Annotated in this window: 26 protein-coding genes; 15 read left to right on the forward strand and 11 right to left on the reverse strand. The window is 55.9% G+C overall.

The genetic code is table 11. From position 1 onward, the window contains the following. Window positions 1-19 precede the first annotated feature (19 nt). Window positions 20-808, forward strand: a complete 789-nt coding sequence (locus AC3Y7R_RS06995) for a Hint domain-containing protein (RefSeq protein WP_490041307.1) — start codon at window positions 20-22, stop codon at window positions 806-808. A gap of 2 nt (window positions 809-810) precedes the next feature. On the opposite strand, the gene AC3Y7R_RS07000 is transcribed toward AC3Y7R_RS06995, so the two are convergent. After that, a complete protein-coding gene (locus AC3Y7R_RS07000) occupies window positions 811-1,311 on the reverse strand; it encodes an Lrp/AsnC family transcriptional regulator (RefSeq protein ID WP_490041308.1) in 501 nt (166 codons plus the stop codon). 168 nt (window positions 1,312-1,479) lie between these two features. On the opposite strand from AC3Y7R_RS07000, the gene trxB reads away from it, so the two are divergent. Further along, a complete protein-coding gene (trxB, locus tag AC3Y7R_RS07005) occupies window positions 1,480-2,421 on the forward strand; it encodes a thioredoxin-disulfide reductase (protein WP_490041309.1) in 942 nt (313 codons plus the stop codon). A gap of 129 nt (window positions 2,422-2,550) precedes the next feature. Next, complete coding sequence (locus AC3Y7R_RS07010) at window positions 2,551-4,263, forward strand: bifunctional sulfate adenylyltransferase/adenylylsulfate kinase (RefSeq protein WP_490041310.1); 1,713 nt, start codon at window positions 2,551-2,553, stop codon at window positions 4,261-4,263. A 77-nt stretch (window positions 4,264-4,340) separates the two neighbouring features. On the opposite strand, the gene AC3Y7R_RS07015 is transcribed toward AC3Y7R_RS07010, so the two are convergent. Genes AC3Y7R_RS07015 through AC3Y7R_RS07025 form a run of 3 tightly spaced genes read right to left on the reverse strand, consistent with a single transcriptional unit; the run spans window position 4,341 to window position 5,860 of the window. Further along, a complete protein-coding gene (locus tag AC3Y7R_RS07015; protein WP_490041311.1) occupies window positions 4,341-5,216 on the reverse strand; it encodes a PhzF family phenazine biosynthesis protein in 876 nt (291 codons plus the stop codon). Continuing rightward, complete coding sequence (locus AC3Y7R_RS07020) at window positions 5,213-5,443, reverse strand: DUF1150 family protein (protein ID WP_490041312.1); 231 nt, start codon at window positions 5,441-5,443, stop codon at window positions 5,213-5,215. The genes AC3Y7R_RS07015 and AC3Y7R_RS07020 overlap by 4 nt, the downstream gene beginning before the upstream one ends. 6 nt (window positions 5,444-5,449) lie before the next feature. Next, window positions 5,450-5,860: an Hsp20 family protein gene (locus tag AC3Y7R_RS07025; RefSeq protein WP_490041313.1), complete on the reverse strand. Its 411-nt coding sequence runs from the start codon at window positions 5,858-5,860 to the stop codon at window positions 5,450-5,452. A gap of 173 nt (window positions 5,861-6,033) precedes the next feature. On the opposite strand from AC3Y7R_RS07025, the gene AC3Y7R_RS07030 reads away from it, so the two are divergent. From AC3Y7R_RS07030 to AC3Y7R_RS07045, 4 genes are all read left to right on the forward strand, one after another. Continuing rightward, window positions 6,034-6,252 (forward strand): YdcH family protein, encoded by a 219-nt coding sequence (locus AC3Y7R_RS07030; protein ID WP_490041314.1) that lies wholly within the window; start codon window positions 6,034-6,036, stop codon window positions 6,250-6,252. Between the two features lie 57 nt (window positions 6,253-6,309). Further along, window positions 6,310-6,801, forward strand: a complete 492-nt coding sequence (gene purE, locus AC3Y7R_RS07035; RefSeq protein ID WP_490041315.1) for a 5-(carboxyamino)imidazole ribonucleotide mutase — start codon at window positions 6,310-6,312, stop codon at window positions 6,799-6,801. Beyond that, window positions 6,794-7,873, forward strand: a complete 1,080-nt coding sequence (locus tag AC3Y7R_RS07040) for a 5-(carboxyamino)imidazole ribonucleotide synthase (RefSeq protein WP_490041316.1) — start codon at window positions 6,794-6,796, stop codon at window positions 7,871-7,873. The genes purE and AC3Y7R_RS07040 overlap by 8 nt, the downstream gene beginning before the upstream one ends. Window positions 7,874-7,939: 66 nt before the next feature. Continuing rightward, window positions 7,940-8,686: a hypothetical protein gene (locus AC3Y7R_RS07045; protein ID WP_490041317.1), complete on the forward strand. Its 747-nt coding sequence runs from the start codon at window positions 7,940-7,942 to the stop codon at window positions 8,684-8,686. Between the two features lie 36 nt (window positions 8,687-8,722). Here AC3Y7R_RS07045 and AC3Y7R_RS07050 read toward each other — a convergent pair whose 3' ends face one another. Beyond that, window positions 8,723-9,571, reverse strand: coding sequence for an alpha/beta fold hydrolase (locus tag AC3Y7R_RS07050; protein ID WP_490041318.1), 849 nt, complete (start codon window positions 9,569-9,571; stop codon window positions 8,723-8,725). A 208-nt stretch (window positions 9,572-9,779) separates the two neighbouring features. On the opposite strand from AC3Y7R_RS07050, the gene topA reads away from it, so the two are divergent. The 5 genes from topA to AC3Y7R_RS07075 all read left to right on the forward strand — a co-directional run bounded on the left by topA (window position 9,780) and on the right by AC3Y7R_RS07075 (window position 15,125). Further along, window positions 9,780-12,410, forward strand: a complete 2,631-nt coding sequence (gene topA, locus AC3Y7R_RS07055; RefSeq protein ID WP_490041319.1) for a type I DNA topoisomerase — start codon at window positions 9,780-9,782, stop codon at window positions 12,408-12,410. Next, window positions 12,407-12,541 carry a hypothetical protein gene (locus AC3Y7R_RS07060; protein WP_490041320.1) on the forward strand — a complete coding sequence of 45 codons (135 nt, stop codon included), beginning with the start codon at window positions 12,407-12,409 and terminating at the stop codon, window positions 12,539-12,541. Before topA ends, AC3Y7R_RS07060 begins: the two co-directional genes overlap by 4 nt. Window positions 12,542-12,590: 49 nt before the next feature. Continuing rightward, complete coding sequence (locus tag AC3Y7R_RS07065; protein WP_490041321.1) at window positions 12,591-13,790, forward strand: glycerophosphodiester phosphodiesterase family protein; 1,200 nt, start codon at window positions 12,591-12,593, stop codon at window positions 13,788-13,790. Window positions 13,791-13,863: 73 nt separating this feature from the next. Beyond that, the gene (locus tag AC3Y7R_RS07070; protein ID WP_490041322.1) at window positions 13,864-14,442 is read left to right on the forward strand and encodes a nitroreductase family protein; all 579 of its coding nucleotides are present in this window, start codon (window positions 13,864-13,866) and stop codon (window positions 14,440-14,442) included. Beyond that, entirely contained in the window at window positions 14,439-15,125 is a 687-nt protein-coding gene (locus tag AC3Y7R_RS07075; protein ID WP_490041323.1) for an EI24 domain-containing protein, read from the forward strand. Before AC3Y7R_RS07070 ends, AC3Y7R_RS07075 begins: the two co-directional genes overlap by 4 nt. An 8-nt stretch (window positions 15,126-15,133) precedes the next feature. Here AC3Y7R_RS07075 and AC3Y7R_RS07080 read toward each other — a convergent pair whose 3' ends face one another. Both AC3Y7R_RS07080 and mce read right to left on the reverse strand, forming a co-directional pair. Next, window positions 15,134-15,409, reverse strand: coding sequence for a DUF1467 family protein (locus tag AC3Y7R_RS07080; RefSeq protein ID WP_490041324.1), 276 nt, complete (start codon window positions 15,407-15,409; stop codon window positions 15,134-15,136). Continuing rightward, on the reverse strand, window positions 15,409-15,813 hold the full coding sequence (mce, locus tag AC3Y7R_RS07085; RefSeq protein WP_490041325.1) for a methylmalonyl-CoA epimerase: 405 nt from the start codon (window positions 15,811-15,813) through the stop codon (window positions 15,409-15,411). Before mce ends, AC3Y7R_RS07080 begins: the two co-directional genes overlap by 1 nt. 169 nt (window positions 15,814-15,982) lie before the next feature. Here mce and AC3Y7R_RS07090 point away from each other — a divergent pair, with 169 nt between their 5' ends. After that, window positions 15,983-16,705 carry a response regulator gene (locus AC3Y7R_RS07090; protein WP_490041326.1) on the forward strand — a complete coding sequence of 241 codons (723 nt, stop codon included), beginning with the start codon at window positions 15,983-15,985 and terminating at the stop codon, window positions 16,703-16,705. On the opposite strand, the gene AC3Y7R_RS07095 is transcribed toward AC3Y7R_RS07090, so the two are convergent. After that, window positions 16,702-17,412: a GNAT family N-acetyltransferase gene (locus tag AC3Y7R_RS07095; RefSeq protein ID WP_490041327.1), complete on the reverse strand. Its 711-nt coding sequence runs from the start codon at window positions 17,410-17,412 to the stop codon at window positions 16,702-16,704. The two genes, AC3Y7R_RS07090 and AC3Y7R_RS07095, sit on opposite strands and share 4 nt — an antisense overlap. Window positions 17,413-17,623: 211 nt before the next feature. Here AC3Y7R_RS07095 and AC3Y7R_RS07100 point away from each other — a divergent pair, with 211 nt between their 5' ends. Further along, entirely contained in the window at window positions 17,624-17,812 is a 189-nt protein-coding gene (locus AC3Y7R_RS07100) for a hypothetical protein (RefSeq protein WP_490041328.1), read from the forward strand. A gap of 8 nt (window positions 17,813-17,820) precedes the next feature. On the opposite strand, the gene AC3Y7R_RS07105 is transcribed toward AC3Y7R_RS07100, so the two are convergent. The 3 genes from AC3Y7R_RS07105 to aspS form a co-directional block, all read right to left on the reverse strand. Beyond that, window positions 17,821-19,050: a DUF1501 domain-containing protein gene (locus tag AC3Y7R_RS07105; RefSeq protein WP_490041329.1), complete on the reverse strand. Its 1,230-nt coding sequence runs from the start codon at window positions 19,048-19,050 to the stop codon at window positions 17,821-17,823. 2 nt (window positions 19,051-19,052) lie between these two features. Next, a complete protein-coding gene (locus AC3Y7R_RS07110) occupies window positions 19,053-20,426 on the reverse strand; it encodes a DUF1800 domain-containing protein (RefSeq protein ID WP_490041330.1) in 1,374 nt (457 codons plus the stop codon). A gap of 103 nt (window positions 20,427-20,529) precedes the next feature. Next, on the reverse strand, window positions 20,530-22,305 hold the full coding sequence (gene aspS, locus AC3Y7R_RS07115; protein ID WP_490041331.1) for an aspartate--tRNA ligase: 1,776 nt from the start codon (window positions 22,303-22,305) through the stop codon (window positions 20,530-20,532). Window positions 22,306-22,505: 200 nt separating this feature from the next. Here aspS and AC3Y7R_RS07120 point away from each other — a divergent pair, with 200 nt between their 5' ends. After that, window positions 22,506-23,759 carry a class I SAM-dependent methyltransferase gene (locus AC3Y7R_RS07120; protein ID WP_490041332.1) on the forward strand — a complete coding sequence of 418 codons (1,254 nt, stop codon included), beginning with the start codon at window positions 22,506-22,508 and terminating at the stop codon, window positions 23,757-23,759. The last annotated feature ends 160 nt before the right edge of the window (window positions 23,760-23,919 follow it).

Raw genomic sequence — 23,919 nt, forward strand, 5'->3', positions numbered from 1 at the left:
GACCCAAAAAGGGACGCGCATGACTTATTATACGGATGCCTCCGCACATATTAACGCCTCCATCGCGTCACATGGACAGTCGCTGACCTATGGCGAAGGCCAACGCCCGCGCACGCATGCTATGTCGCGCCCCTACAATATTGCGTGGCTTACGCGCCAAGGTGAGGCGCGGTTTGACACCGTTGTTGCCCCCTGCGTTCCGGTGATTGAAAGTGCCTGTGCCAGTATGGCTCGCGGTGCCTTGGTCGCCACAGATCAAGGCCTGGTCGCGGTCGAAGATTTAATCCCCGGCATGCACGTAATCACCTCCGAATACGGACCTATTCCGGTGCAGTGGATAGGGTCTTACGAGATGTCCATCCGCGAGGCACAAACCCCCGATCGCGGCATGTTATTTCGTGTCACCACCGACGCGTTTGGGCTGGCAAAGCCTGAGCAAGACTTATTGCTGGCCCCCCGCGCCCATATTTTGATGCGACACGCAGCCTGTCGGTCACTCTTTGGCTTAGAGATGGCTTTTGCCCCAGTGCGCGCTTTTGAGGATGGTATGGCCGTGTTCTCGGTCAAGCCCGCCTCGCCTGTATCGGTCTACAACCTTGGGTTCGATCGACAGGCCACAATCAAGGTCAACGGGATCGAATTGGAAAGCTTCCACCCCGGACCGCATGCAGAAACTTTGCTGGATGACGAAATGCTGTATTCATTACTACGGCTATTTCCGCAGGCGCGTGGGTTGAACTTCTTTGGGCAACATCTCATCCAACGCCTAACCAGCTTCGAAGTGCGGGCCTTGCGCGAGGGTGCCTAGGCCTAGCTAATCTGGGCTAAACGCTCTTCCACAACCTCAAACGGCACGCCCGGATCATCTTTTGCGACCCGGATCACCAGCGATGTTTTTACGCTGGCCACGTTTTCAGCTGAGGTCAGTTGCTCGGTCAAAAAGCTTTGGAAAGAACTCAAGTCCGGAGCCACGCATTTCAATATGAAATCGACCTCGCCGTTCAGCATATGGCACTCGCGCACCAGCGGCCAATCTTGACAGCGAACCTCAAAAGCCGACAGATCGGTTTCAGCCTGACTTTGCAGCCCGACCATGGCGAAGACCTTGACCTCGAACCCCAGCGCACGGCCCTCGACATCTGCATGGTAGCCGCGAATATAGCCCGATTCCTCTAGGGTACGGACACGACGCAAACACGGCGGGGCAGATATGCCAACACGCTTGGCCAACTCAACATTGGTCATTCGCCCGTCGGCTTGCAGCTCTGCAAGGATTTTACGGTCGATCTCGTCAAGTTTTGAAACGGCCATTTTAGCTCCTAGTTTGAAAATGTCTTACCGTTTGGGCGTCCTGCGCGCAATAATATTTCAACTCCACTCAATAAATTGATTCATCCGCAAAACACCTCTCCCCCCTTTCACTTGCACCGCGACACAATTATATGAGACGGGCTGCACATTTTTCCAAAAGGGTCCGCCATGTCCGAGACACGCCACACCAAAGTTCTGATCATCGGCTCCGGCCCCGCAGGATACACCGCAGGCATCTACGCTTCGCGCGCCATGCTCGAGCCCATCTTAGTGCAAGGCATCGAGCCGGGCGGCCAATTGACCACCACCACCGAGGTCGAAAACTGGCCCGGTGACACCGAGGTCCAAGGCCCCGATTTGATGGTGCGCATGCAAGAGCACACGAAGGCGATGGGCTGCGAAGTCATCTCTGACATCATCACCGATCTGGACACGTCCTCGCGCCCCTTTAAGGCCAAAGGCGATAGCGGCACGCTGTATACTGCCGACGCCGTTATTTTGGCCACTGGCGCGCGCGCCAAATGGCTGGGCCTAGAGACGGAAGAGAAGTTCAAGGGCTTTGGCGTCTCAGCCTGCGCCACCTGCGATGGTTTCTTTTATCGCGGCAAAGAGATTGTGGTTATTGGTGGCGGCAATACGGCCGTTGAAGAGGCGCTTTTTTTGACGAATTTCGCCTCCAAAGTAACGCTAATCCACCGCCGCGATGAATTGCGCGCCGAGAAGATCCTGATTGACCGCTTGGAAAAGAACCCCAAGATCGAGCCATTGTGGTTCCATGAATTGGTTGAAGTCACCGGCACCGATGCGCCGCTCAGTGTTGAGGGTATCAAAGTCAAAAACACCAAAACTGGCGAGATCACCGATATTGCCTGCGCGGGTGTGTTTGTGGCCATCGGCCATGCGCCCTCAAACGAGTTGGTCAAGGACGTGCTGGAAACCCATATGGGCGGCTATGTCGTGACCAAACCTGACAGCACCGAGACGTCAATTCCGGGCATTTTTGCAGCGGGGGATTTGACCGACCACAAGTACCGCCAAGCCGTCACAAGCGCGGGAATGGGCTGCATGGCGGCCCTAGAGGCGGAACGTTTCCTAGCTGAGAGCGAATAGCGAGGCTTTTGTACCTCATTCTTAACCTGACGTAAGACTACACTTGATAGCCGATGACCTTGAGGTCTAAACGCACTCCCAACGGCGCTTGGGGGAGCGCTTTAGTAATTTTAAAGAGAAAGACGCGACATGCAACCGACGAACTTGGCACCGATCCCCGAACTTTTTGTTTCCTATGACAGTGCTCAAAAGCTTAAACTTGAAGCCGGAGAGCTTAATTCCTGGGACTTAAGCCCGCGTCAAACCTGCGATCTAGAATTGCTGATGAATGGCGGATTTAACCCGCTTAAAGGCTTCTTGACCGAGGAAGATTACAACGGCGTTGTCGAGAATATGCGTCTGGCCTCTGGCGAACTTTGGCCAATGCCGATCACGTTGGATGTCGGTGAAGATTTCGCCAAAACGGTTGAAGTCGGCCAAGACATTGCCTTGCGCGACCAAGAGGGCGTGATCCTTGCCATGATGTCGGTCACCGACAAATGGGAGCCAAACAAAGCGCTTGAGGCCGAAAAGGTTTTCGGGGCCGATGATGATGCGCACCCGGCGGTGAACTATCTGCATAACCAAGCTGGCAAAATCTATCTGGGCGGCCCAATCACAGGTATCCAGCAGCCAGTGCATTATGACTTCCGCGGTAGCCGCGACACGCCAAACGAATTGCGCGCCTATTTCCGCAAAATGGGCTGGCGCCGTGTTGTCGCGTTCCAAACCCGCAACCCGTTGCACCGCGCGCACCAAGAGCTGACATTCCGCGCCGCCAAAGAAACCCAAGCCAACTTGCTGATCCATCCTGTTGTGGGCCTGACCAAGCCGGGCGATATCGACCACTTCACCCGCGTGCGTTGCTACGAAGCCGTGCTGGACCAATACCCGTCCGCCACGACGTCAATGTCTTTGCTGAACCTTGCCATGCGCATGGCTGGTCCGCGCGAAGCTGTCTGGCATGGTCTGATCCGCAAAAACCACGGCTGTACACACTTCATTGTTGGTCGCGATCATGCTGGCCCCGGCAAAAACTCTGCCGGTGAAGATTTCTACGGTGCCTATGATGCGCAGGACTTGTTCCGCGCCAATCAAGAAGAAATGGGCATCGAGATGGTCGACTTTAAGCACATGGTTTATGTGCAAGATCGCGCTCAATACGAGCCTGCCGACGAAATCACCGATGCTGATGATGTCACAATCCTCAACATCTCGGGCACTGAATTGCGTCGCCGTTTGGCGGAAGGTCTGGAAATCCCGGAATGGTTCTCGTTCCCGCAAGTGGTGACAGAGCTGCGCAAATCGCGCCCACCGCGCGCCAACCAAGGTTTTACCGTGTTCTTCACTGGCTTCTCTGGCTCTGGCAAGTCCACCATTGCAAACGCTTTGATGGTCAAACTGATGGAAATGGGGGGCCGCCCTGTGACCCTGCTTGATGGCGATGTTGTGCGCAAAAATCTCAGCTCCGAGCTGGGGTTTAGCAAGGAACACCGCGATCTGAACATTCGCCGTATCGGGTACGTGGCTTCTGAGATCACCAAGAACGGCGGCATCGCAATCTGTGCGCCAATCGCGCCCTATGCGACGACGCGGCGCGCTGTGCGTGAAGATGTCGAAGCCTTCGGGGCCTTCATCGAGGTGCATGTTGCGACCACGCTCGAGGAATGCGAGCGTCGTGACCGCAAAGGTTTGTACAAGCTGGCCCGCGAAGGCAAAATCAAAGAGTTCACCGGGATTTCCGATCCCTATGATGTGCCAGAAAGCCCCGAATTGTCAGTCGAGACTGAGAACGTCGAAGTAGACAATTGCGCCCATCAGGTTCTTTTGAAATTGGAAAGCATGGGGTTGATCAAGGCCTGATCCCCACCTCATAAAACCAAAAAAGGCTCCCAAGAAATTGGGGGCCTTTTTTGTGCATCGGAGAACAGCGCGCGAAGTTATGGAAGCACTTCGCCACGCATGACAATGCGCCCCTGCCCTGCGACTTTAACTCCCGTTATTGCATTACGCGCGCCCAAAACCTCCACGCGGGCACTGCCAGGGCGACCCATGCCGTGCCCTTGCTCCGCAACATAGCTGGGGCGCTCAACCAAGCCATGACACCATAGATAGGCCGCAGCACATCCCGTCGCAGATCCGGTGAACGGATCTTCGGCAGGATTGGGCGGCAGTAGCAGCAAGCGAGAATATGTGTCCCCGTCCTGTGTCGCTCCGTCCAAAGTAACCAGATACGGCTCCATCACTGGCGCACCATCTAGGCGCACATTTTCTTGAAACTCCGCCAGCCGTGGCACATCGACTTTGGCACGGCGCAACGCATCGTGATTTTTCAAAACCGTGACAACAAACGGCAGCCCCGTGGAAACAACTTGTGGCACTCCAAGGATGTCATCCGCAGACAGGTTCACCGTTGCAGCAACTTGCGCGGCGGGTACTGTTTGGCCAAACACTGGGGCGTTCTGAGACATCGTGATCCAGCCGTCCTGTGACACGTCAATTGTTATTATCCCCGCGCCCGTCTCTAGGGTTAACGTAGGGCCTGACACCCGCCCCCGTGACAAAGCCGATTTTACCGATGCAATGGTCGGATGCCCCGCGAAAGGTATTTCCTGCGTTGGAAAGAAGTAGCGCACTTTCATGTCCGCCACATCCGAGGGACCAATGAATGTGCATTCCACCAGCCCCGTCTCTTTGGTGATTTTCAGACAGGTCTCGGTGTCCAACCCGCCCTCGTCATAGACGACGGCACAGCCATTGCCCCCGAATGCGACCTCAGTGAACGCGTCAACCCAATCAAACGGGTAGCCCGTCAATGCACCGTTACCGGGGAGTAGTCATTTTGGCGCGCAAGAGTAAAGGCAAGGTGGCGGTCTTTGACCAACGCCAGCCGTTCCCCGTCCGAGGCATGCACGGCATAGACCTGATCTTGGCCATCCATCTCGTTGCGCACTTCTTCCGGTAATTCCGCAGCATCAACCGCGCGGACATAAACGATACGGGCTTCGCCGCCCAAAGTTTTCAGGTCAATTTGAGTGTCCATAACAACCTATCCTTTGTTAATCTTGATGGTCTGCACGATACTATCAGGCCGTGCGCGCTCCAAGTCGATGTGCAGCAACCCGTTCTGCGTGCTCGCCGCTCCGACCTCAACACCGTCCGCCAGCACGAAGGCTTTTTGGAATTGACGCGCCGCAATGCCACGATGCAAGAAAATGCGATCATCGTTCACATCGACCTGTTTGCCGCGCACTATCAACTGACGGTCTTCAACGGTAATGGTTAAATCCGCCTCACCAAAGCCCGCAACCGCGAGGGTGATGCGAAAAGAATTGTCAGCGGATTGTTCTATGTTGAACGGCGGGTAGCCATTCTCGGATTTGGCAGTGCGCTCCACCAGCCGCTCCAACTGGTCAAATCCCAGCAAAAAAGGGTGCGATCCCAAGGTCAGTTTTGTCATAGCACAGTCCTAAATGGTTAAGCGACTTTGCGAATTGCAGCCCTCGTAAGCAGCCGCCTGATGAAAATGGGGGTAGACTGATAGAGAATCAAGACCACTTTGCCTGAAACACTAGACAGAACAGGTTTGCGCCCCCACATTGCGTATAAACCAACGCCAAGGTCGCATACTTAATGAACACTCCCGAAAACATGAGCAAGAATGACGTGTTGCGCGTTGAACTTGAGGTCCTTAAGCGCGAGCACCGCGACCTCGACAACGCCATCACCGAATTGCAAGAAGAAGTTGGCCCTGACCAATTAGCTCTACGACGCCTGAAAAAGAAAAAACTGTTCCTCAAGGACCGCATTTCAGTCCTCGCGGACCAACTCACGCCAGATATTATTGCGTGACACCCTTAAGCCGCTATAAGGGCGACTTACTTTTGGCATCCTGAGAGCGGCCCGATCATGACAAACCCTGTTCCCGTAGGCATCATTATGGGCAGCCAGTCCGACTGGCCCACCATGAAAGAGGCCGCCGACATTCTTGATGCGCTCGGCGTGCCTTATGAGGCGAAGATTGTATCTGCGCATCGCACGCCGGACCGGCTGTGGGATTATGGCAAAACCGCAGCCGCGCGCGGTTTGCAGGTGATTATCGCAGGGGCCGGCGGGGCCGCACATTTACCCGGCATGATGGCCTCCAAAACCCGCGTTCCAGTGGTTGGCGTGCCTGTGCAAACCAAGGCTTTGTCTGGCGTTGACAGCCTCTATTCCATTGTGCAAATGCCGCGTGGATTTCCTGTTGCGACGATGGCAATCGGTGCGGCAGGCGCGGCCAATGCGGGGCTGATGGCCGCTGGCATTTTGGCGTTGCAAGATGATGCACTGGCCGCCCGTCTAGACAAATGGCGCGCTGATCTTTCTGCCTCTATCGCGCAGGAGCCGCGTGATGAATAACCCCCTGCCAACCGGCGCTACGATCGGCATTCTTGGCGGTGGCCAGCTTGGCCGAATGCTGTCTGTCGCGGCTTCGCGCCTCGGCTTCAAGACCTGCATTTTCGAGCCGGGCGCGAATTGCCCTGCATCGCATGTGGCCGATCACCATATTCAGGCATCCTACGATGACGTAGATGCCCTGCGCAGCTTTGGCGAAACTGTTGATGTCATCACTTATGAGTTCGAAAACATCCCGGCCTCGGCCCTTGATCAGTTAGAAACCTTACGCGAAGTGCGCCCGAACCGCCGCGCCTTAACCGTGTCGCAGGACCGCCTGACCGAGAAGGCATTCTTGCAAGATATCGGCCTAGAGGTTGCCCCCTTCATGGGCGTGGACACCCTCGACGACATGCACAAGGCCGTGGCCAAAATCGGCGCGCCTTCAATCTTGAAAACCCGCAGCTTCGGCTATGATGGCAAAGGGCAGGCCCGCCTAAAAGATACGGCTGACGCGGAGGCTGCCTTCAATGCAATGAGCGGCGCGAGTGCTGTGCTGGAAGGCTTCATCGACTTCTCTTGCGAAATTTCCGTGATTGGCGCGCGCGCTCATGACGGCCAAGTCGCTTGCTTTGATCCCGGCGAAAACGTGCACCGGAGCGGCATTTTACACACCACCACGGTTCCGGCCACAGTCTCGGCTGCGCTGCGAACCGACGCGGTGCTGCTGGCAGGGCGTATCATGAATGCGTTGGATTATGTGGGGGTTCTAGGCGTTGAGTTGTTCGTGACCCCAAAGGGCTTGATCGTAAACGAGATCGCCCCTCGCGTTCACAACTCCGGTCATTGGACCCAAAACGGCTGCATCATCGACCAGTTCGAGCAACATATCCGTGCAGTGGCTGGCTGGCCTCTGGGTGACGGTGCGCGCCATGCAAATGTGGTGATGGAAAACCTGATCGGGGCCGATATGGACCGCGTCCCTGCACTGGCAGCCGACCCCGCAGTGGCCCTGCATCTATATGGCAAGGAAGACGCCAAGCCCGGCCGCAAGATGGGTCATATCCACCGGATTAGCCCCATCAAAACCGCTTAGGTTGTTTTTTATCTGCCAGCATGAGTAAACTGTTAAAAACCAGACCACCGGATGGGGTGTTGCTTTATGCCTAAGTGCAAAATTTTCCTTGCCATTATATTTTTGATATTTGGCTTTACCGCATCGGCGCAAGCACTCGAAGACTACGACCCGAATTACTTCCCCAACGATCTACAGCGAACACGGTTTCCCGACTGCAAGGCCGCTATGGCAACTGACCGGACATGGCCCCTTACCACAACACGGAAACGCCAAAATGATGGGCGAATTGAGACCGCTTATACCTACTCTTTAGATGTGGATTTTTGGAAAACAGTGAGCCGTGATGGGGATATAGTCACGGTTAATCCAATACTAATCGTGAAAATGGGCTGCCACAAAAACATCCTCAGTCCGCGATTTTTTGAGCAATATGTTAGAAGTGTACAGGCCGGATTGAAAAAGAAAAAGCACAAGAAAATGAGCGCCGTTCAAACCGTCGAAGTGCCCGGCATTGGACGTGTATTCTATTTCACTGACGCAAGTCGCAAGAAGAAAAAGGGGGCCTCGGATTACGCCTATTTCTATTTCGCGCATAAGGGGATCAGCACGTCCGTTTTCATCTCTCTAACCCGGAGTGCGCCGCGCGGATATACCCGCAAATTGAAGGTTGGGCATGTTTATGACGAGACCATGGATTCGGGTAAGCGGGTCAACTTTCGCCTCACCTCACCCGCGCTTAAAAATTCTCTTGGGGCTATTTCAGGCACCCGCACAAAGGCACAAAATGACGCGTTTATAAGGGCCATGCTGACCTCCTTGCGGGGGCTTTGAGGGGGCGCTCAGGTATTCTGGCGCGACAAGGCCTGCTTAATCAGAGCCGCCGCCCCCCAATGTCTCTACAAGCTTATCCGCGACTGCGACCCCCGCGCTTTCTGCCGCTTCCGAGACCGCCTCCCCGACATCATCGGTTGCGTCCGTGATCACATCCCCCACCTCTTCGGCAACTTCACCGACAACATCGCTCAGTGTCAGATCCGCCTGAAACTCACCCTCCTCCAGAAAGCGGAGGGTTTGGGCCACGACAAGCGGTGCATTCATCATAAAGGTATGGGTTGCCGGGAATGTCATGTGGTCTGTCATGCCCTCGACTTTGGTGCTCTCGACCGACACTTTGCCATCGTCCGGCCCCGTGATTAGCGCCGAATAAAAAGGGTTCAACGTCTGTGTGCCCGCAATGACGCCAAGAGGAAACGCTACGGGCCCGAGCGAGTTTGGCACAGACGTCGGCCCTGTATGCAGCTGTGCGCCAGCGGGGCCGTTGATCCACTCGAACGGCTCCCAAGTGCTAAGCTGATCGACCAGTTCCGAGCCTTTGTTCGGCGGGGCCAGCATCACCACCCGCCCCAAATCCGCCAACTCATTCTCGGCCAGCCATGCGCGCACCAAAATTCCGCCCATAGAGTGGGTGACAAAATGGATAGGCACGTTCTGGTCACACTCGGACACCGCCGCGGGGATAGTAGCGTTCATAAGCTCGCCAATTGTGCTTTCGGTTGAGGGGTATGTCGGCGCTACGGTTTGGTATCCGCTTGCTTGCAAAGTGCGGGTCATAACCGAGAGCGAAAAGCTGCTACGAGCCAAGCCATGCAGCAGCACCACACAATCTGCCTGCGCCGTGACGGGGAAAAGGGCGGCTAGAAGTAGGAAATGTTTCATAGCTGCCTACTTAAGAGGTTTTGGTGGAGATTCCACCTTAACATAATGCAAACTTTGCAACATTTGGCACCTACTGCGTCAATTTCCCCGCGAATTAAGCGTGAAACCTGCTCCTATCGCATGCAATTGACCACACCCCCTGTTGACAAGCATAACGTCGCGGCCACATGTAACCGATCATCGAGTGGTCCCATAAGGAGAGGCAAATATGCCCGTAGTTGTCGTCGAGTCGCCCGCCAAGGCCAAGACTATCAACAAGTATCTCGGCCCGAATTATACGGTGCTGGCATCTTACGGCCACGTTCGCGATTTGCCGCCAAAAGACGGCTCCGTTGATCCTGACAATGATTTCGACATGCTTTGGGAAGTAGGCAGCGCCAGCAAGAAGCACGTCAAAGCCATCGCCGATGCGTTAAAACTCGACAACGAACTGATCCTCGCGACCGACCCGGACCGCGAAGGTGAGGCCATCTCGTGGCACCTTGAGGAGACCCTGCGCAAGCGCAAGGTGATCAAAAAGGACACCCCCGTCAGCCGCGTTGTGTTCAACGCCATCACCAAATCTGCCGTCACCGAGGCGATGAAAAACCCGCGCCAAGTGGACCAGCCACTTGTGGACGCCTATCTGGCACGCCGCGCGCTGGACTATCTTGTAGGCTTCAAACTCTCGCCGGTTTTATGGCGCCGCCTGCCCGGTGCTAAATCTGCGGGTCGTGTGCAATCGGTTTGCCTGCGCCTGATCGTTGACCGCGAAATGGACATCGAGAAGTTCAACGCGAAAGAATACTGGACTGTGAAGGCCCTGCTCGCCAGCTCGCGTGGCCAAGAGTACGAGGCGCGCCTGACCGTTCTGGCAGGCAAGAAGCTTGATAAATTCGATATCAACAATGACACCTCCGCCGAGTTGGCCGTCGCGGCAATCAACTCGCGCGACCTGAGCGTGACATCGGTTGAAGCAAAACCCGGCACGCGCAACCCGTCTGCGCCGTTCATGACATCAACTTTGCAGCAAGAGGCAAGCCGCAAGTTTGGCATGGGCGCACGTCAAACCATGTCGACCGCACAACGTCTCTATGAGGCCGGCTACATCACTTACATGCGGACAGACGGCATCGACATGGCACCAGAGGCCGTTCATGCCTCCCGCGACGCGATCAAGAATAAATTCGGTGCGGAATATGTCCCTGACCAGCCGCGCATGTACAAAAACAAAGCCAAGAACGCGCAAGAGGCCCACGAATGTATCCGCCCGACGGAACTGAGCAAAGGCATTGAAGATCTTAGCATCATCGACGCGGATCAGCGCAAACTTTACGATCTGATCTACAAACGCACGATTGCCTCGCAAATGGCCGCCGCCCGGTTGGAGCGTACAACAGTTCTGATCGGCTCGGATGACAAGCAGATAGAGCTACGCGCGTCAGGCCAAGTGATGATGTTCGACGGCTTCCTGCGCGTCTACGAGGAAGGCCGTGACGATGCGGTAATCGACGACGACGACAAGTCACTGCCGCAAATCAGCCAAGGTGAGGCCGCGCCTAAGAAAGTGGTCACACCAGAGCAACATTTCACCCAGCCCCCGCCCCGCTACACTGAGGCGACTCTGGTTAAGCGTATGGAAGAGTTGGGCATCGGCCGCCCCTCGACTTACGCATCTGTGGTGACAACGATCCAAGACCGCGACTATGTGCGCAAAGAGAAAAACCGCCTAATCCCCGAGGATAAAGGCCGCTTAGTAACAGTGTTCCTGTCCAACTTCTTTAGCAAATATGTCGAATATGATTTCACCGCCGCCCTAGAGGAAGAACTCGACGATGTGTCGGCAGGCCAGCGTAATTATAAAAACGTCCTAGAGCGGTTTTGGCGCGACTTCTCGGTCGCGATTGCCGAGGCGCTTGACCTGTCGATCACCGAAGTGCTGGAAAAAATCAACGACGTATTGGCCCCGCATATCTTCCCACCCAACGAGGAAGGCACTGATCCACGTATCTGCCCGAACTGTGGCGCGGGCCGCCTGTCGATGCGCACGGCGCGCTCTGGTGGGGCATTCATCGGCTGCTCCAACTACCCGGAATGTCGCTACACACGCCCCTTTGGCCCGCCAAACGCGGAGCTAGAAGCCAGCGCAATCCCACCCGAGGGCAAACTTCTGGGCGAGGATGAAGGCGACAAAATCTGGATCCACAAAGGCCGTTTTGGCCCCTACGCCCAGCGTGGCGAGCTGACAGAAGAAAACAAAAAGCCCAACCGCCAGTCTATTCCTAAAGAATGGCCGCCAGAAGACGTGACGCTAGAGACCGCCGTGAAGCTGCTGTCTCTGCCGCGCGAAATCGGTCCTCACCCTGAGGATGGCATCATGGTGTGGTCCAATATCGGGCGCTACGGCCCCTATCTCAAACACGCACCCTCCACCTCGGATCGTGGTGGCACCAATGCCAATCTCGAAGGTTTGGACGAGGTATTCACCGTTGGTATGAACCGCGCGGTGCAGCTTTTGGCCGAAAAAGTTGCCTCACGCGGCAATCGCGGTGGGGCTGCCAAAACTTTGCGTGATCTGGGGGATCACCCCGACGATGGCGGCGCGATCTCGATCATGGAGGGCAAATACGGGCCTTACGTGAAATGGGAAAAGGTCAACGCCACGATCCCCAAAGAGATTGCGCCAGATGATCTGACCGTGGATCAAGCCGTGCAATTGATCGTCGAGAAACAGGCCAAAAGTGGCACCAAACGCCGCGCACCTGCCAAAAAGAAGGCCGCTCCTAAGAAAAAACCGGCCGCCAAGAAGGCACCTGCGAAGAAGAAAGCCGCCCCTAAGAAAGCTGCGTCGAAAGAATGACCAAAGGGCTGCTGATTTTGCTGGCCATATTCTGCACACTCGTTGGCCTGCTGGTCTGGGCGAAGTCCCAGCCAGCCGTCGCCAGTGCACATGTGTTGCACAATATTCATATGGCTGACATCGTAGTGTAGTGGGCAAGCGTCAATTTGGACTCACCCCTTCTTCATAAAGGTGCTGCCAATGAAACTCCCCGCCCTGCCTCTTTTGCTGACCCTCCTCGCGGCCCCGGCTGTTGCTGACAACGTCCAAGTCGGGCCACGCCCGTTCTACCTCATGGATCAGATGGCCAACGGCCCCTTGAAGAACAAGTTGCTGTCTTGCGCAGATCAACCTATCCGCCGCACTGATTTTTCAATCGGGCATCGCGGCGCGGGGTTGCAATTCCCCGAGCATACGACCCAGAGCTACACCGCCGCCGCGCGCATGGGCGCGGGCGTTGTGGAATGCGACGTGACTTTCACCAAAGACCTAGAGCTGGTCTGCCGCCACGCGCAAAACGATCTGCACACCACCACAAATATCCTAGCCACACCGCTGGCCGCCAAATGCACCGCAGGGTTCACTCCGGCGCAAGACGGCGAGAAAGCCAACGCCGAGTGCCGCACGTCGGACCTTACCTTGACCGAGTTCCAAAGCCTGTCGGGCAAGATGGACGCCGCTGATAGCACCGCCAACACCGTGGAAGCCTATATGAATGCCACAGCTCCATGGCGCACCGATCTTTATGCCGCTGATGGCGGCGAATTGCTAACCCATGCGCAGTCCATCGCACTGATTAAATCTAAAGGTGCCAAATTCACCCCGGAGTTAAAATCCCCCGCCGTAGACATGCCGTTCAACGGCTTCACTCAGCAAGCCTACGCCCAGAAAATGATCGACGACTACAAGGCGGCAGGCATCCCAGCACAGGACGTTTGGGCGCAGAGTTTTGATCTTGAGGACATCCTTTACTGGGTCAAAGCAGAGCCATTGTTCGGCGCGCAAGCCGTCTATTTGGTGGCATGGGGCGGCAGTTTTGACGAACAGGACCCCGCGACATGGGCAGAAAGCTTCGACCAACTGCGCGCGCAAGGGGTGAATTATCTCGCGCCCTCGATGAATATGTTGCTGACGCTTGAGGACGGACAAGTTGTGGCTTCCAACTATGCCAAAGCCGCCAAGGCAGCCGGTCTGAACCTGATCGCGTGGACATTGGAGCGCTCCGGCCCCTTGCACGATGGCGGCGGCTGGTATTACCGCTCGATCACCGACGCGATCACCGATGATGGCGTTATGTTCGACGTGATCGACACGTTAGCTCAAGACGTTGGCGTGTCTGGCATATTTTCTGATTGGCCAGCCACTGTAAGCTACTACGCCAGTTGCATGGGATTGAAGTAAGCGCCTTGAAATCCCGCCCCTCGTGACCGACATAAGGTCAAACATAATATCGGTCACGAGGGGCTTCGATCCAATGACGACACCCAACCAAGCTGCACTAGACTTCCTGCTGAGCCGCCGCTCGCGCCCCTATAAGACGCTAACCGCCCCCGCGCCGGACCGCGAGGCGCTTTTGCCCCTGCTCACCGCCGCCGCGCGCACGCCCGACCACGGCAAGCTGGAACCTTGGCGCTTCATCGTGCTGGAACATACCGCTATGCAACGTCTTGGCGCATTAGCACGCCACCGCGCAGCAGAACTGGGTAAGCCCAGCGAAGACGCCGATAAAATTGGCTACATGTTTGAAGCCGCCCCCCTGTCGGTGGCGGTTATCGCCTCGCCAAAACCATCAGAAAAAATCCCCAAGGTCGAGCAAACCCTAAGCGCCGGAGCTGCCTGCCTTGCCTTGCTTAACGCGGGACTTGCCGCAGGTTGGGGGGCCAACTGGTTGTCCGGCTGGCCCGCGTTTGATCGCCCGTTTTTGACCGAGGGCCTTGATCTGGCAGGTCACGAATTCGTCGCAGGGTTCATCCACATGGGCACGCAAACATCTACACCACCCGACCGCCCCCGCCCGGACCTTAAAGCCATCACCAAGTGGGTGAGCGCATGATTTTCTCGGACTTTATGAAGGCCTTGGGCCAAATCGGCGACAGCCGTTTCTTGAAGGTGCTACTTACCGGCGTCGGCCTGACTGTCGCGCTTTTGTTTGCCTTCACAGTCGTCTTCGCGTGGACCGTGGGCCTTGTGGTGCCCGAGACCTTCAGCCTGCCCTGGATCGGCGAGATCACATGGCTCGACAATGCGCTATCATGGGCGGTGATCCCCGTCATGCTGGGCGCGTCGGTGTTTTTGATGGTCCCCGTGGCCTCGGCCTTCACCGGGTTGTTTTTGGACCGTGTGGTGGATGCGGTAGAGGCCGAGCACTACCCAAGCCAGCCAGCCGTCTCGCCCGTGCCATTTGCGGAAGCTCTGGTAGAGAGTTTGAAATTTCTTGGCCTGCTGGTCGTGGTCAACCTGCTGGCGCTTGTGCTTTATCTAATCTTCCCGCCCTTCGCGCCGCTGATATTTTGGGGCGTGAACGGCCTGTTACTTGGCCGCGAATACGCAACCCTTGTGGCACAGCGCCGCCTTGGGGCCGCAGGCGCAAAAGCATTTCGCAAGAAAAACCGCTGGCAAATTTGGCTCGCAGGCACCTTGATGGCCATCCCGCTGACGATACCGCTGGTCAACCTGCTGATCCCGATCCTAGGCATAGCCAGCTTCACCCATTTGTTTCACCGGTTGGCGCGTTAACGACCAAACTAACTGTCAGGGCCAAACCGTTTGTATAGGTCCATCGTATCGGCACTAATGAAGCCATAGATAATCGCCAAACACATGGGCACCCAGATCACCGTGGCGATCACCGTGGTTAGCATAAATTTGCGCTTCATCCGAGCATTGGCCGGAGCTGATTTAGGGGTGCCAAGCACCACTTCCCCAGCCTCCTCTTGGCTTTGCGCGTCAAAGGGCAACACGCAAAACAGCGTCAAAAACCACAAAACCGCGAAAACCACGATAGCAGAGGTAAACGCCATTAAACCTGCTCCAACTCGACCAGCGTGCCGGTGAAATCTTTAGGATGCAAGAACAGGACCGGCTTGCCATGCGCACCGATCTTAGGCTCCCCCGTGCCCAACACCCGCGCGCCGCTGGCACTTAGGCGATCGCGTGCCGCGATGACATCGTCCACCTCATAGCAAATGTGGTGAATGCCGCCCGAGGGGTTTTTGTCCAAGAACCCTTGGATCGGGCTGTTCTCACCTAGCGGGTAAAGCAGCTCAATTTTGGTGTTCGGCAACTCGATAAACACCACCGTGACGCCATGGTCCGGCTCGTCCTGAGGCGCGCCTACATTGGCCCCCAAAGTGTCTTTGTACAGCGCGCAGGCGGCGTCTAAGTCTGGCACCGCAATTGCCACATGGTTCAGTCTACCGATCATTGGGTGCTCCTGCGCGTTGTTCTCGGGTTAGGGGCGGTTATGGCGGCGGGAAATGGTGTTCGCAAGCAAAACGGGTGCGTAAAAACCGCGCTGTTCATCTTCTGTTAGCCATCGACAGGCAAGCATAGGGGTATAAACCGACTCACCCTCTTGCTGCCGGAGGCCTCAAATGCCCGAAGATTCAGGTTACATGTCAATGACCGCCCACGCGACCGCGCTACGCCCCCTGCTGGGGCTTACCGTTTTGGTCGTGGAAGACAGCCGCTTTGCCTCCGAGGCGATCCGGCTTTTATGCATCAGATCCGGCGCGCGTATCCGCCGTGCCGATAGCCTGACCGCTGCCCACCGTCATTTGCAGGTCTATCGCCCGGCTGTGGTGATTATTGATCTGGGCCTGCCGGACGGGTCCGGTATTGACCTGATCTCAGAGCTTGCCCGCGAAGACGATGCCATCCGCCCCGTCATGATCGCCACCAGTGGCGCAGATGGTGATGGTTTGGCAGAAGCTGCGGTTGCCGCCGGTGCACAGGAGTTTTTGCCCAAGCCCATCGCATCGGTCTCTGCCTTTCAGCAAACCATTTTGCGCCACTTGCCTGAAAACATGCGCCCACATGGCCCTCGCCTGTTAACAGACGAGATCATCTCCCCCGATCCGATCGCCTTGAACGAAGACCTGTCCCATCTTGATGAGTTATTGGGAGGTGGAACCGACGCCCTGCCCTATGTCGCGCCCTTCCTTCAAGGGTTGGCACGTCTTGCCAATGATGCGGATCTGGCAAAGGTATCGCGCAAATTAAGCCGCGCGCATACAAGTGGCGAAGGGCGCAAAATCGCCATACAAGCCACTCGGGACCTCATTCAAAAACGCCTGGATGTGCGAGAATTGGTTTAGAGCCCGGGATCACTGGTAACCCGCACAAGGCTGGTCAATGCGCCCAACCGTTCTACTTGGTGCCCCTCGGCGGTAAAGTTCGAGGGTGCCAACCAAGCCGAAAAAGCTTCTTTCAGGGCAGGCCATTCCGCATCAATGCACGCGAACCAAGCCGTGTCGCGATTGCGGCCCTTCACAATCGCCGCCTGCCGAAAAATGCCCTCATAGCTGAAACCAAACCTCTGAGCCGCACGGCGCGACCCAAGATTGGAGGCGTCACACTTCCATTCAAACCGCCGGTAGCCGGCCTCAAAAGCCCATTGCATCATCAGAAAAACGGCCTCCGTTGCGGCTGGGCTGCGCTGCAACTCTTTTGAGAAATTTATGTGCCCAATTTCAATTGACCCCATCTCGGGGGAAATCCGCAGGTAACTTGCCACACCGCAATAATGCCCCGTGGTTTTCTGCCGAATTGCATAAAAGACCGGATCATCGCTTTGCGTAATTTCACGAGCCCACCGATGATAAGCGGCGGCAGAAGCAAAGGGACCATAGGGTAAATAATCCCAAATAGCATCATCCGCACTATTGGCTCGATGCAGATCGGCGGCATGTCGGTCTGGCGAAAGCAGCTCTAACTGAACAAATTGCCCGTCTAGAACTTTGGCTTCCGGGCGGCATGGTGGATGCCAATCGGCCAGTGGCATACCTTGATAGCTCGTTGTCATAACTCAACCTCATCGTCACTTTTTCATGCAGGCTATGCTAAGTTGCTGGCGCATGCAAAGGGACAGCTTCACCTAAAATCGTCCCGAATTGACCCACTAGAAACCTATTTTGGGGCGTAATGATGCCATGATTGGTGCTCATAAATTAATCAACTTAAATCGGCACTTGGTCCATAAGATGCAAATCGGGCCACGAATATCGGAGACTAAAATGACAAATGTAATCAAAAACTTCCTGCACACTGAAGATGGTGCAGCAGTCGTGGACATGACAATGCTGATGGCAGCTCTTGTCGGTTTGGCTCTGGCCGTCACCGCGTCCGTATCCAACGGCATGGAAGATCTTTCCGGCGAGTTGGAAACCACCATGGTAGACCACGACGTTAGCGCCGCTTTCTAAACTTGCAATCAGGCTAAGAGGCCCGGGTCAGACCCAAGCTGCAGGCCGGGAAACACATGCGTTTCCAATATGCCTGTCTCTAGGCCGTACATCCCATGCATGAGCCATGCGATGTAGCTGCGAACATCCGACGTTGGCATCAGATCGCGTCGCGCGTAGAGGACCGCCTCGTCCAATCCCGGCCACGCGCCAAAGACGCGACCTCCACGAATGGCGCCACCTGCCATCAGCATTGCCCCACCAGTGCCATGGTCCGTTCCCCGAGTGCCATTTTCACGGGCAGTACGTCCAAACTCAGTTACCGCGACGACTGCTGTTTTGTCCCATCTGGGACCAAGCTCCTGCTTCAAAGTCAGAATTGCTGTCTGCAAGCCATCCAGAGCACGACCTATGCCCCTTGTCTGGCCACGGTGTGTATCCCATCCGCCCAGCGAAAATGCGGCAATCCGGGCTTCTTCATTCAATCGGCGCGCGGCAAAATCTGCCAAAACACTCGCGTCACCAGCCTTCCCCGCCGCCTTTACCGCCGCGCGCATGTCCTTGCTCGACATCCCAAAACTGTCGTCACTGGACAGCCCCAAGCTTTCCGCAATGCTAATGGCTTCTAGGCTACTGTCATGGAACAGCGGATCATCATGATAAATTTCTTCCAGCAACAAGCGTGCCTGCGGTGACATATCCAACCGCCCATCCGGTGACCAACTGGACACAGGCGCGCGTCCAGTCACCAATTTCATCTCGGAGCGCCCAATCGCAAAGGCTGTCTCCGACCCCGCCCCCGGCATCACTTGCAGCATCCGGTTCAACCACCCATCGCGCACCTGCTGCTCAAGGACATCCATCCCCGTGCCGGCCTCCAACAAGTCCTGCCCGTCAAAATGGCTCCGCTTATCTCTGTAAGGTGTGGAAACCGCGTGAGCGACTGCAAGCTGTTCATCTCGCCACAGAGGCATCAGATCGCTTAACGCCGGGTGCAGCGCAAAAAAACCATCCAAATCAGTGGCCGAGCTATCAGCGCGCATCCCCAAACCGGGGCGATATTTCCGCAAAAGCGGATCCCCCATGGGACGCACGGCATCTAGCCCATCCATAGCGCCACGCAAGATAATCACCACCAAACGGTTGTCCCCTGGGGCCTGTGCAAATGTCATTGGCGTCATCAACGGGCTGGCTGCCGCAGAACATCCCAGCACCGAAGCGCGTAACAAAAAATTACGTCTAGACAATGAGTTGGGCATTTTTATCTCCTCTGGAACGAGGGCGAAGCCAAGATCAGGCCAACCCCCTCGCGCCGTGTTTCAGCAGCCCGCGCCGCAAACTTAACCGTCTCATCCGCAGTATCACCCAAGGCCGATCTAACGAACATACGCGGGTCAGGTAGGCTGCGGAAAAACGCGGATGGGGCCGCCATCGACCACTGGATGCGCGCGGCCAAACCCTGCGGTGTGATCCATGCCTCCGCCTCTTCCGGCCAGCCATCCGGTCCGCCGGGGCGCGTCCATTTTTGCCCCATTCCGGTCATCGGCGTGATCAGATAAGCGCGCCGCTTTGATCTATTCAGGCGCTCCAGAGTGGCCGGCGGAACCTCTAGCACGCGCAAAGCCGAGCAGATGAAATCAACCGGCTGTTTAACCTTCTGGCCAAAGCTGTTCCATGCAAACGGGTGCCGCACCATCGCGTCATACACCACCATCAAATCACCATCCGATTGGGTGTAGGCATCAACCATATCCGCGACCATCCCGTCATCGGGCGTGTCAGACGTGAAATGGACTGCCAATTTGCGCGCGATATGGCGCGCCGTATCAGGGTGGCGGGCCACGTCATCTAAAAACGCCATCACATCCGCCAGCGATGCGGCCCCACCGCCATATGTTTTTCCCAACACGGTTTCAGTGCCCGGCTCCGCAATCTTGGCGCGGAATGCGAACCCCTCAAAATTCGAGGTCATCCCGGTTAAAAGCTCGGCCAACTGGCGCACATCATCTTGCGAGTACACCCCGTCCACCCCAAGCGTGTGCAGTTCCAGCAACTCGCGCGCGAGGTTTTCATTCAACCCACGCCGCCCTTTGGCCCCCAAAGAGTTAGGACCGACCGAGGCATTTTGGTCCAAGTAGTCTAGCATCATCGGGCTGGTCACAACGGCCTTCAACATGTCGGAAAACCGGCCCGCGATATGGGGGCGAATAACCTCCTCCAGATATGCAGGCACCGCGCGGCGGGTTAGGTTTGTTTTTCCCACCACCGTAAAGTGATCCCCCCAAAAGCGGGTCAGCCGCTCCCGAAAGGGTTGCTCAGAGGTGATCGAGCGCGCGAAAACCGGCGCGATCATCGCTTCCATCTCGCGGTTATAGGCGCGTTGCGCTTGTTTATACACGTCGCTTAAGGCGTCCGCCTCAGGGGTCTTGCGTCCGCGCCGCGCCGCTTTGTTAAGTTTGCGCAGCCGGGCCATATCAGGCAGTAAATCCGTCAATAACGGCACTGGAAAATCCCGCGCAGACAAGTCTGGCCCGCTCAACTGTTTTAGCACCGCATCCTTGGATGCAGGAGGCGCGATATCAGGCGCTAACCCTTCGCCAAAACGAATTGCGGCAATCTCCGGCGAAAACCCCATCACGCGAACCTTTCTTCAAATTCACCCCAGTTTAACGCATTACTGGAGTGAACCTGTTGAAAAATCGTTGATCTCGCCCTGAAACAGCGATTTTTTGCTGTATTTAATCTTGTGGAATAACGCGCAGACCCAATTCCATCAGCTGATCTGCCATTGGCTCGCTTGGGGCATCCATCATCAAATCTTCGGCGCGTTGGTTCATTGGGAACAAGATCACTTCGCGAATGTTAGCCTCGTCGGCCAAAAGCATCACAATACGGTCGATACCTGCTGCACACCCGCCGTGGGGCGGTGCGCCAAACTTGAACGCGTTAACCATGCCACCGAAGCGCTTGCGCACCTCATCTTCGCCGTAACCTGCCAACTCAAACGCTTTGAACATGATCTCGGGGCGGTGGTTCCGGATCGCGCCCGAAATCAGCTCATAGCCGTTGCACGCCAAGTCATATTGGTAGCCCAGCACGTCCAACGGGTCGCCTTGCAGCGCGTCCATGCCGCCTTGTGGCATCGAGAACGGGTTGTGCGAGAAGTCGATCTTGCCGCTTTCCTCGTCGGCCTCGTACATCGGGAAATCTACAATCCACGCAAAGGCGAAACGGTTCAGATCAGTTAGTTTCAACTGATTGCCGATTTCCACACGTGCACGCCCGGCCACAGCCTCGAATGACGACGGCTTACCGCCCAAGAAGAATGCCGCGTCGCCCACTTCAAGGCCCAATTGCTGACGAATAGCCTCGGTGCGCTCTGGGCCAATGTTTTTAGCCAAGGGGCCAGCGGCCTCCATGCCTTCACCTTGGTCACGCCAGAAAATATAGCCCATGCCCGGCAGGCCTTCTTTTTGCGCGAACGCATTCATCCGGTCGCAGAATTTACGCGAGCCACCTTTAGGCGCAGGAATGGCGCGGATTTCCGTGCCGTCTTGTTCCAAGATTTTCGCGAAAATGCCAAAGCCACCACCGGCAAAATGCTCGGATACAACCTGCATTTTGATCGGGTTGCGCAGATCGGGCTTGTCCGAGCCATACCAAAGGGCCGCGTCTTTATAGGAAATTTGTTCCCAATCGCTGTCCACTTTGCGGCCGCCACCAAATTCTTCAAAGATGCCTTGGACGACAGGCTGAATGGTGTTGAAGACGTCTTCTTGCTCGACAAAGCTCATCTCAATATCAAGCTGATAGAAATCCGTCGGAGAGCGGTCAGCGCGCGGGTCTTCATCACGGAAGCACGGCGCAATTTGGAAATATTTGTCAAAGCCAGAGACCATCAACAGCTGTTTGAACTGTTGTGGGGCTTGCGGCAGTGCGTAGAACTTGCCCGGATGCTGGCGTGATGGCACCAAAAAATCGCGCGCGCCTTCAGGGCTGGATGCGGTAATAATTGGCGTTTGGAATTCTTTGAAATTCATATCCCACATGCGTTTGCGCATCGAGGATACCACGTCGGAACGCAAGATCATGTTGCGCTGTAATTTCTCGCGGCGCAGGTCCAAAAAGCGGTATTTCAGGCGCGTCTCTTCGGGGTATTCTTGGTCGCCAAACACCATCAAAGGCAGCTCTTCCGAGGCGCCCAAAACTTCGATATCGCGGATAAATACCTCGACTTCGCCAGTGGGCAGTTTCGGGTTCACCAACTCGGCCGAGCGCGCCATGACGTTGCCATCAATACGAATGCACCACTCGGAGCGCACTTTTTCTACATCCTTGAAAACCGGGCTATCAGGGTCGGCCAAAATCTGCGTAATGCCGTAATGGTCACGCAGGTCGATGAACAAAATGCCACCGTGATCGCGCACCCGATGCACCCAACCAGAAAGGCGAACAGTATCGCCCACATTGGCGGCAGTCAGGTCGGCGCAGGAATGGCTACGATAAGCGTGCATAATATAGGCCCTTTTCGGCGGAAATCGGTGTCGGCCCGGTACACATGCCCCGGACGCCAAAGTCAAGCAACGCGGGTAGAAATAAGTCCTCCATGTAAGTCGTGTAGGTGAATTAATTGACATTGGCGCGAAAATCCGGCCCTGTGCGGTCCGAAATTCATTGGGCAATGCAGCACTTACGTCGGTCGGGAAGAAACAATATGTGGGATAAATTCCTAAAGTTGCTAGTATCGCAGCTAATCAAGCAGGGGACTCTTATCCTGCATCTTAACAATGGAGAGGTCCTTTCCGCAGGTGATGGGGCCTCACCTACCGTCACGTTGACGTTCCACGACGACGCCCTCCCCGGGAAGCTCATCCGGAACCCAGAACTTGCCTTAGGCGAGGCCTACATGGATGGCACCATGACGATTGAGGGCGACGACGTGCGTGGCCTCCTGACCCTCGTTGTACAGAATTTCCAGCAAGGTAACCTGCCGTTTGGTCAATCCTTGGCGCGTAAATTGCGTATAGCTAAACGCAAGTGGGACCAGTGGATTCCGCATTCAACAGCCAAAGATAACGCAGAGCATCATTACGACATCTCGACACCCTTCTATTACCTGTTTTTAGACGAGGACAAGCAATACACCTGCGCCTATTTTAAAGATGACGCCATGACGCTGGAACAGGCGCAAATCGCCAAGAAAGCGCATATCGCAGGGAAGCTGCTGATCAAGCCGGGGATGAAAATCCTCGACATTGGTTCTGGATGGGGCGGTTTGGCGATCACGCTGGCCAAAGACTACGGCGCGCAGGTTGTCGGTGTCACCTTATCAGAAGAGCAACGCAAAGCCGCAACGCTGCGGGCTGAAGAGGCTGGCGTGTCGCATCTGGTGGAATTCCGCCTGCAAGATTACCGTGACGTGACCGAGCAGTTCGACCGCATCGTGTCGGTGGGCATGCTGGAACATGTAGGCCAGCCACAATACACGACCTACTTTCGCCAGATACAGAAAAACCTGAAAGAAGATGGTGTAGCGCTGATCCATTTCATCGGGCGCACAGGCCCTCCGGGCAACCTGTCGCCGTGGTTCCAGAAATACATCTTCCCCGGCGGCTACACCCCTGCACTATCCGAGGTGATCAGCGTGGTCGAGAAAACCTCACTGGAGGCCGCCGACATAGAAGTTTGGCGCACTCACTATGACCGCACATTGTACGAATGGCTGATCAGGTTTGAGGATCGCTTGGACGAGGTCCGCGCCATGGGGTACGACGAGCGCTTCATACGGATGTGGCGCTACTACCTGATCGCGTCAGAGCTAAGCCTGTCCGACATGCCCCATGTTTTGTACCATGTGCAATTGCACAAACACCAAACCACAGTGCCGATTACACGGGACTATCTTTATGTAGAAAACGCATCTGAGCCGCACTCCGCGTTTCCAAAAGCATTCACTCCAAAGACGTGATCCCGCCCCTGAATGTCAGGCAAAGTACAAGGCATGAGTTTTGCGAACACCCAGACTTTCCCCGAAAGTCTGGGGCCAATTTCTCTTAGAGAAATTGCCGCGCCCTAAAGATTCTCAAATCCCTTCCCCACATGCCCTTGCGCCCACTTAGCGGACTGCT

Source organism: Litoreibacter sp., assembly GCF_058136045.1.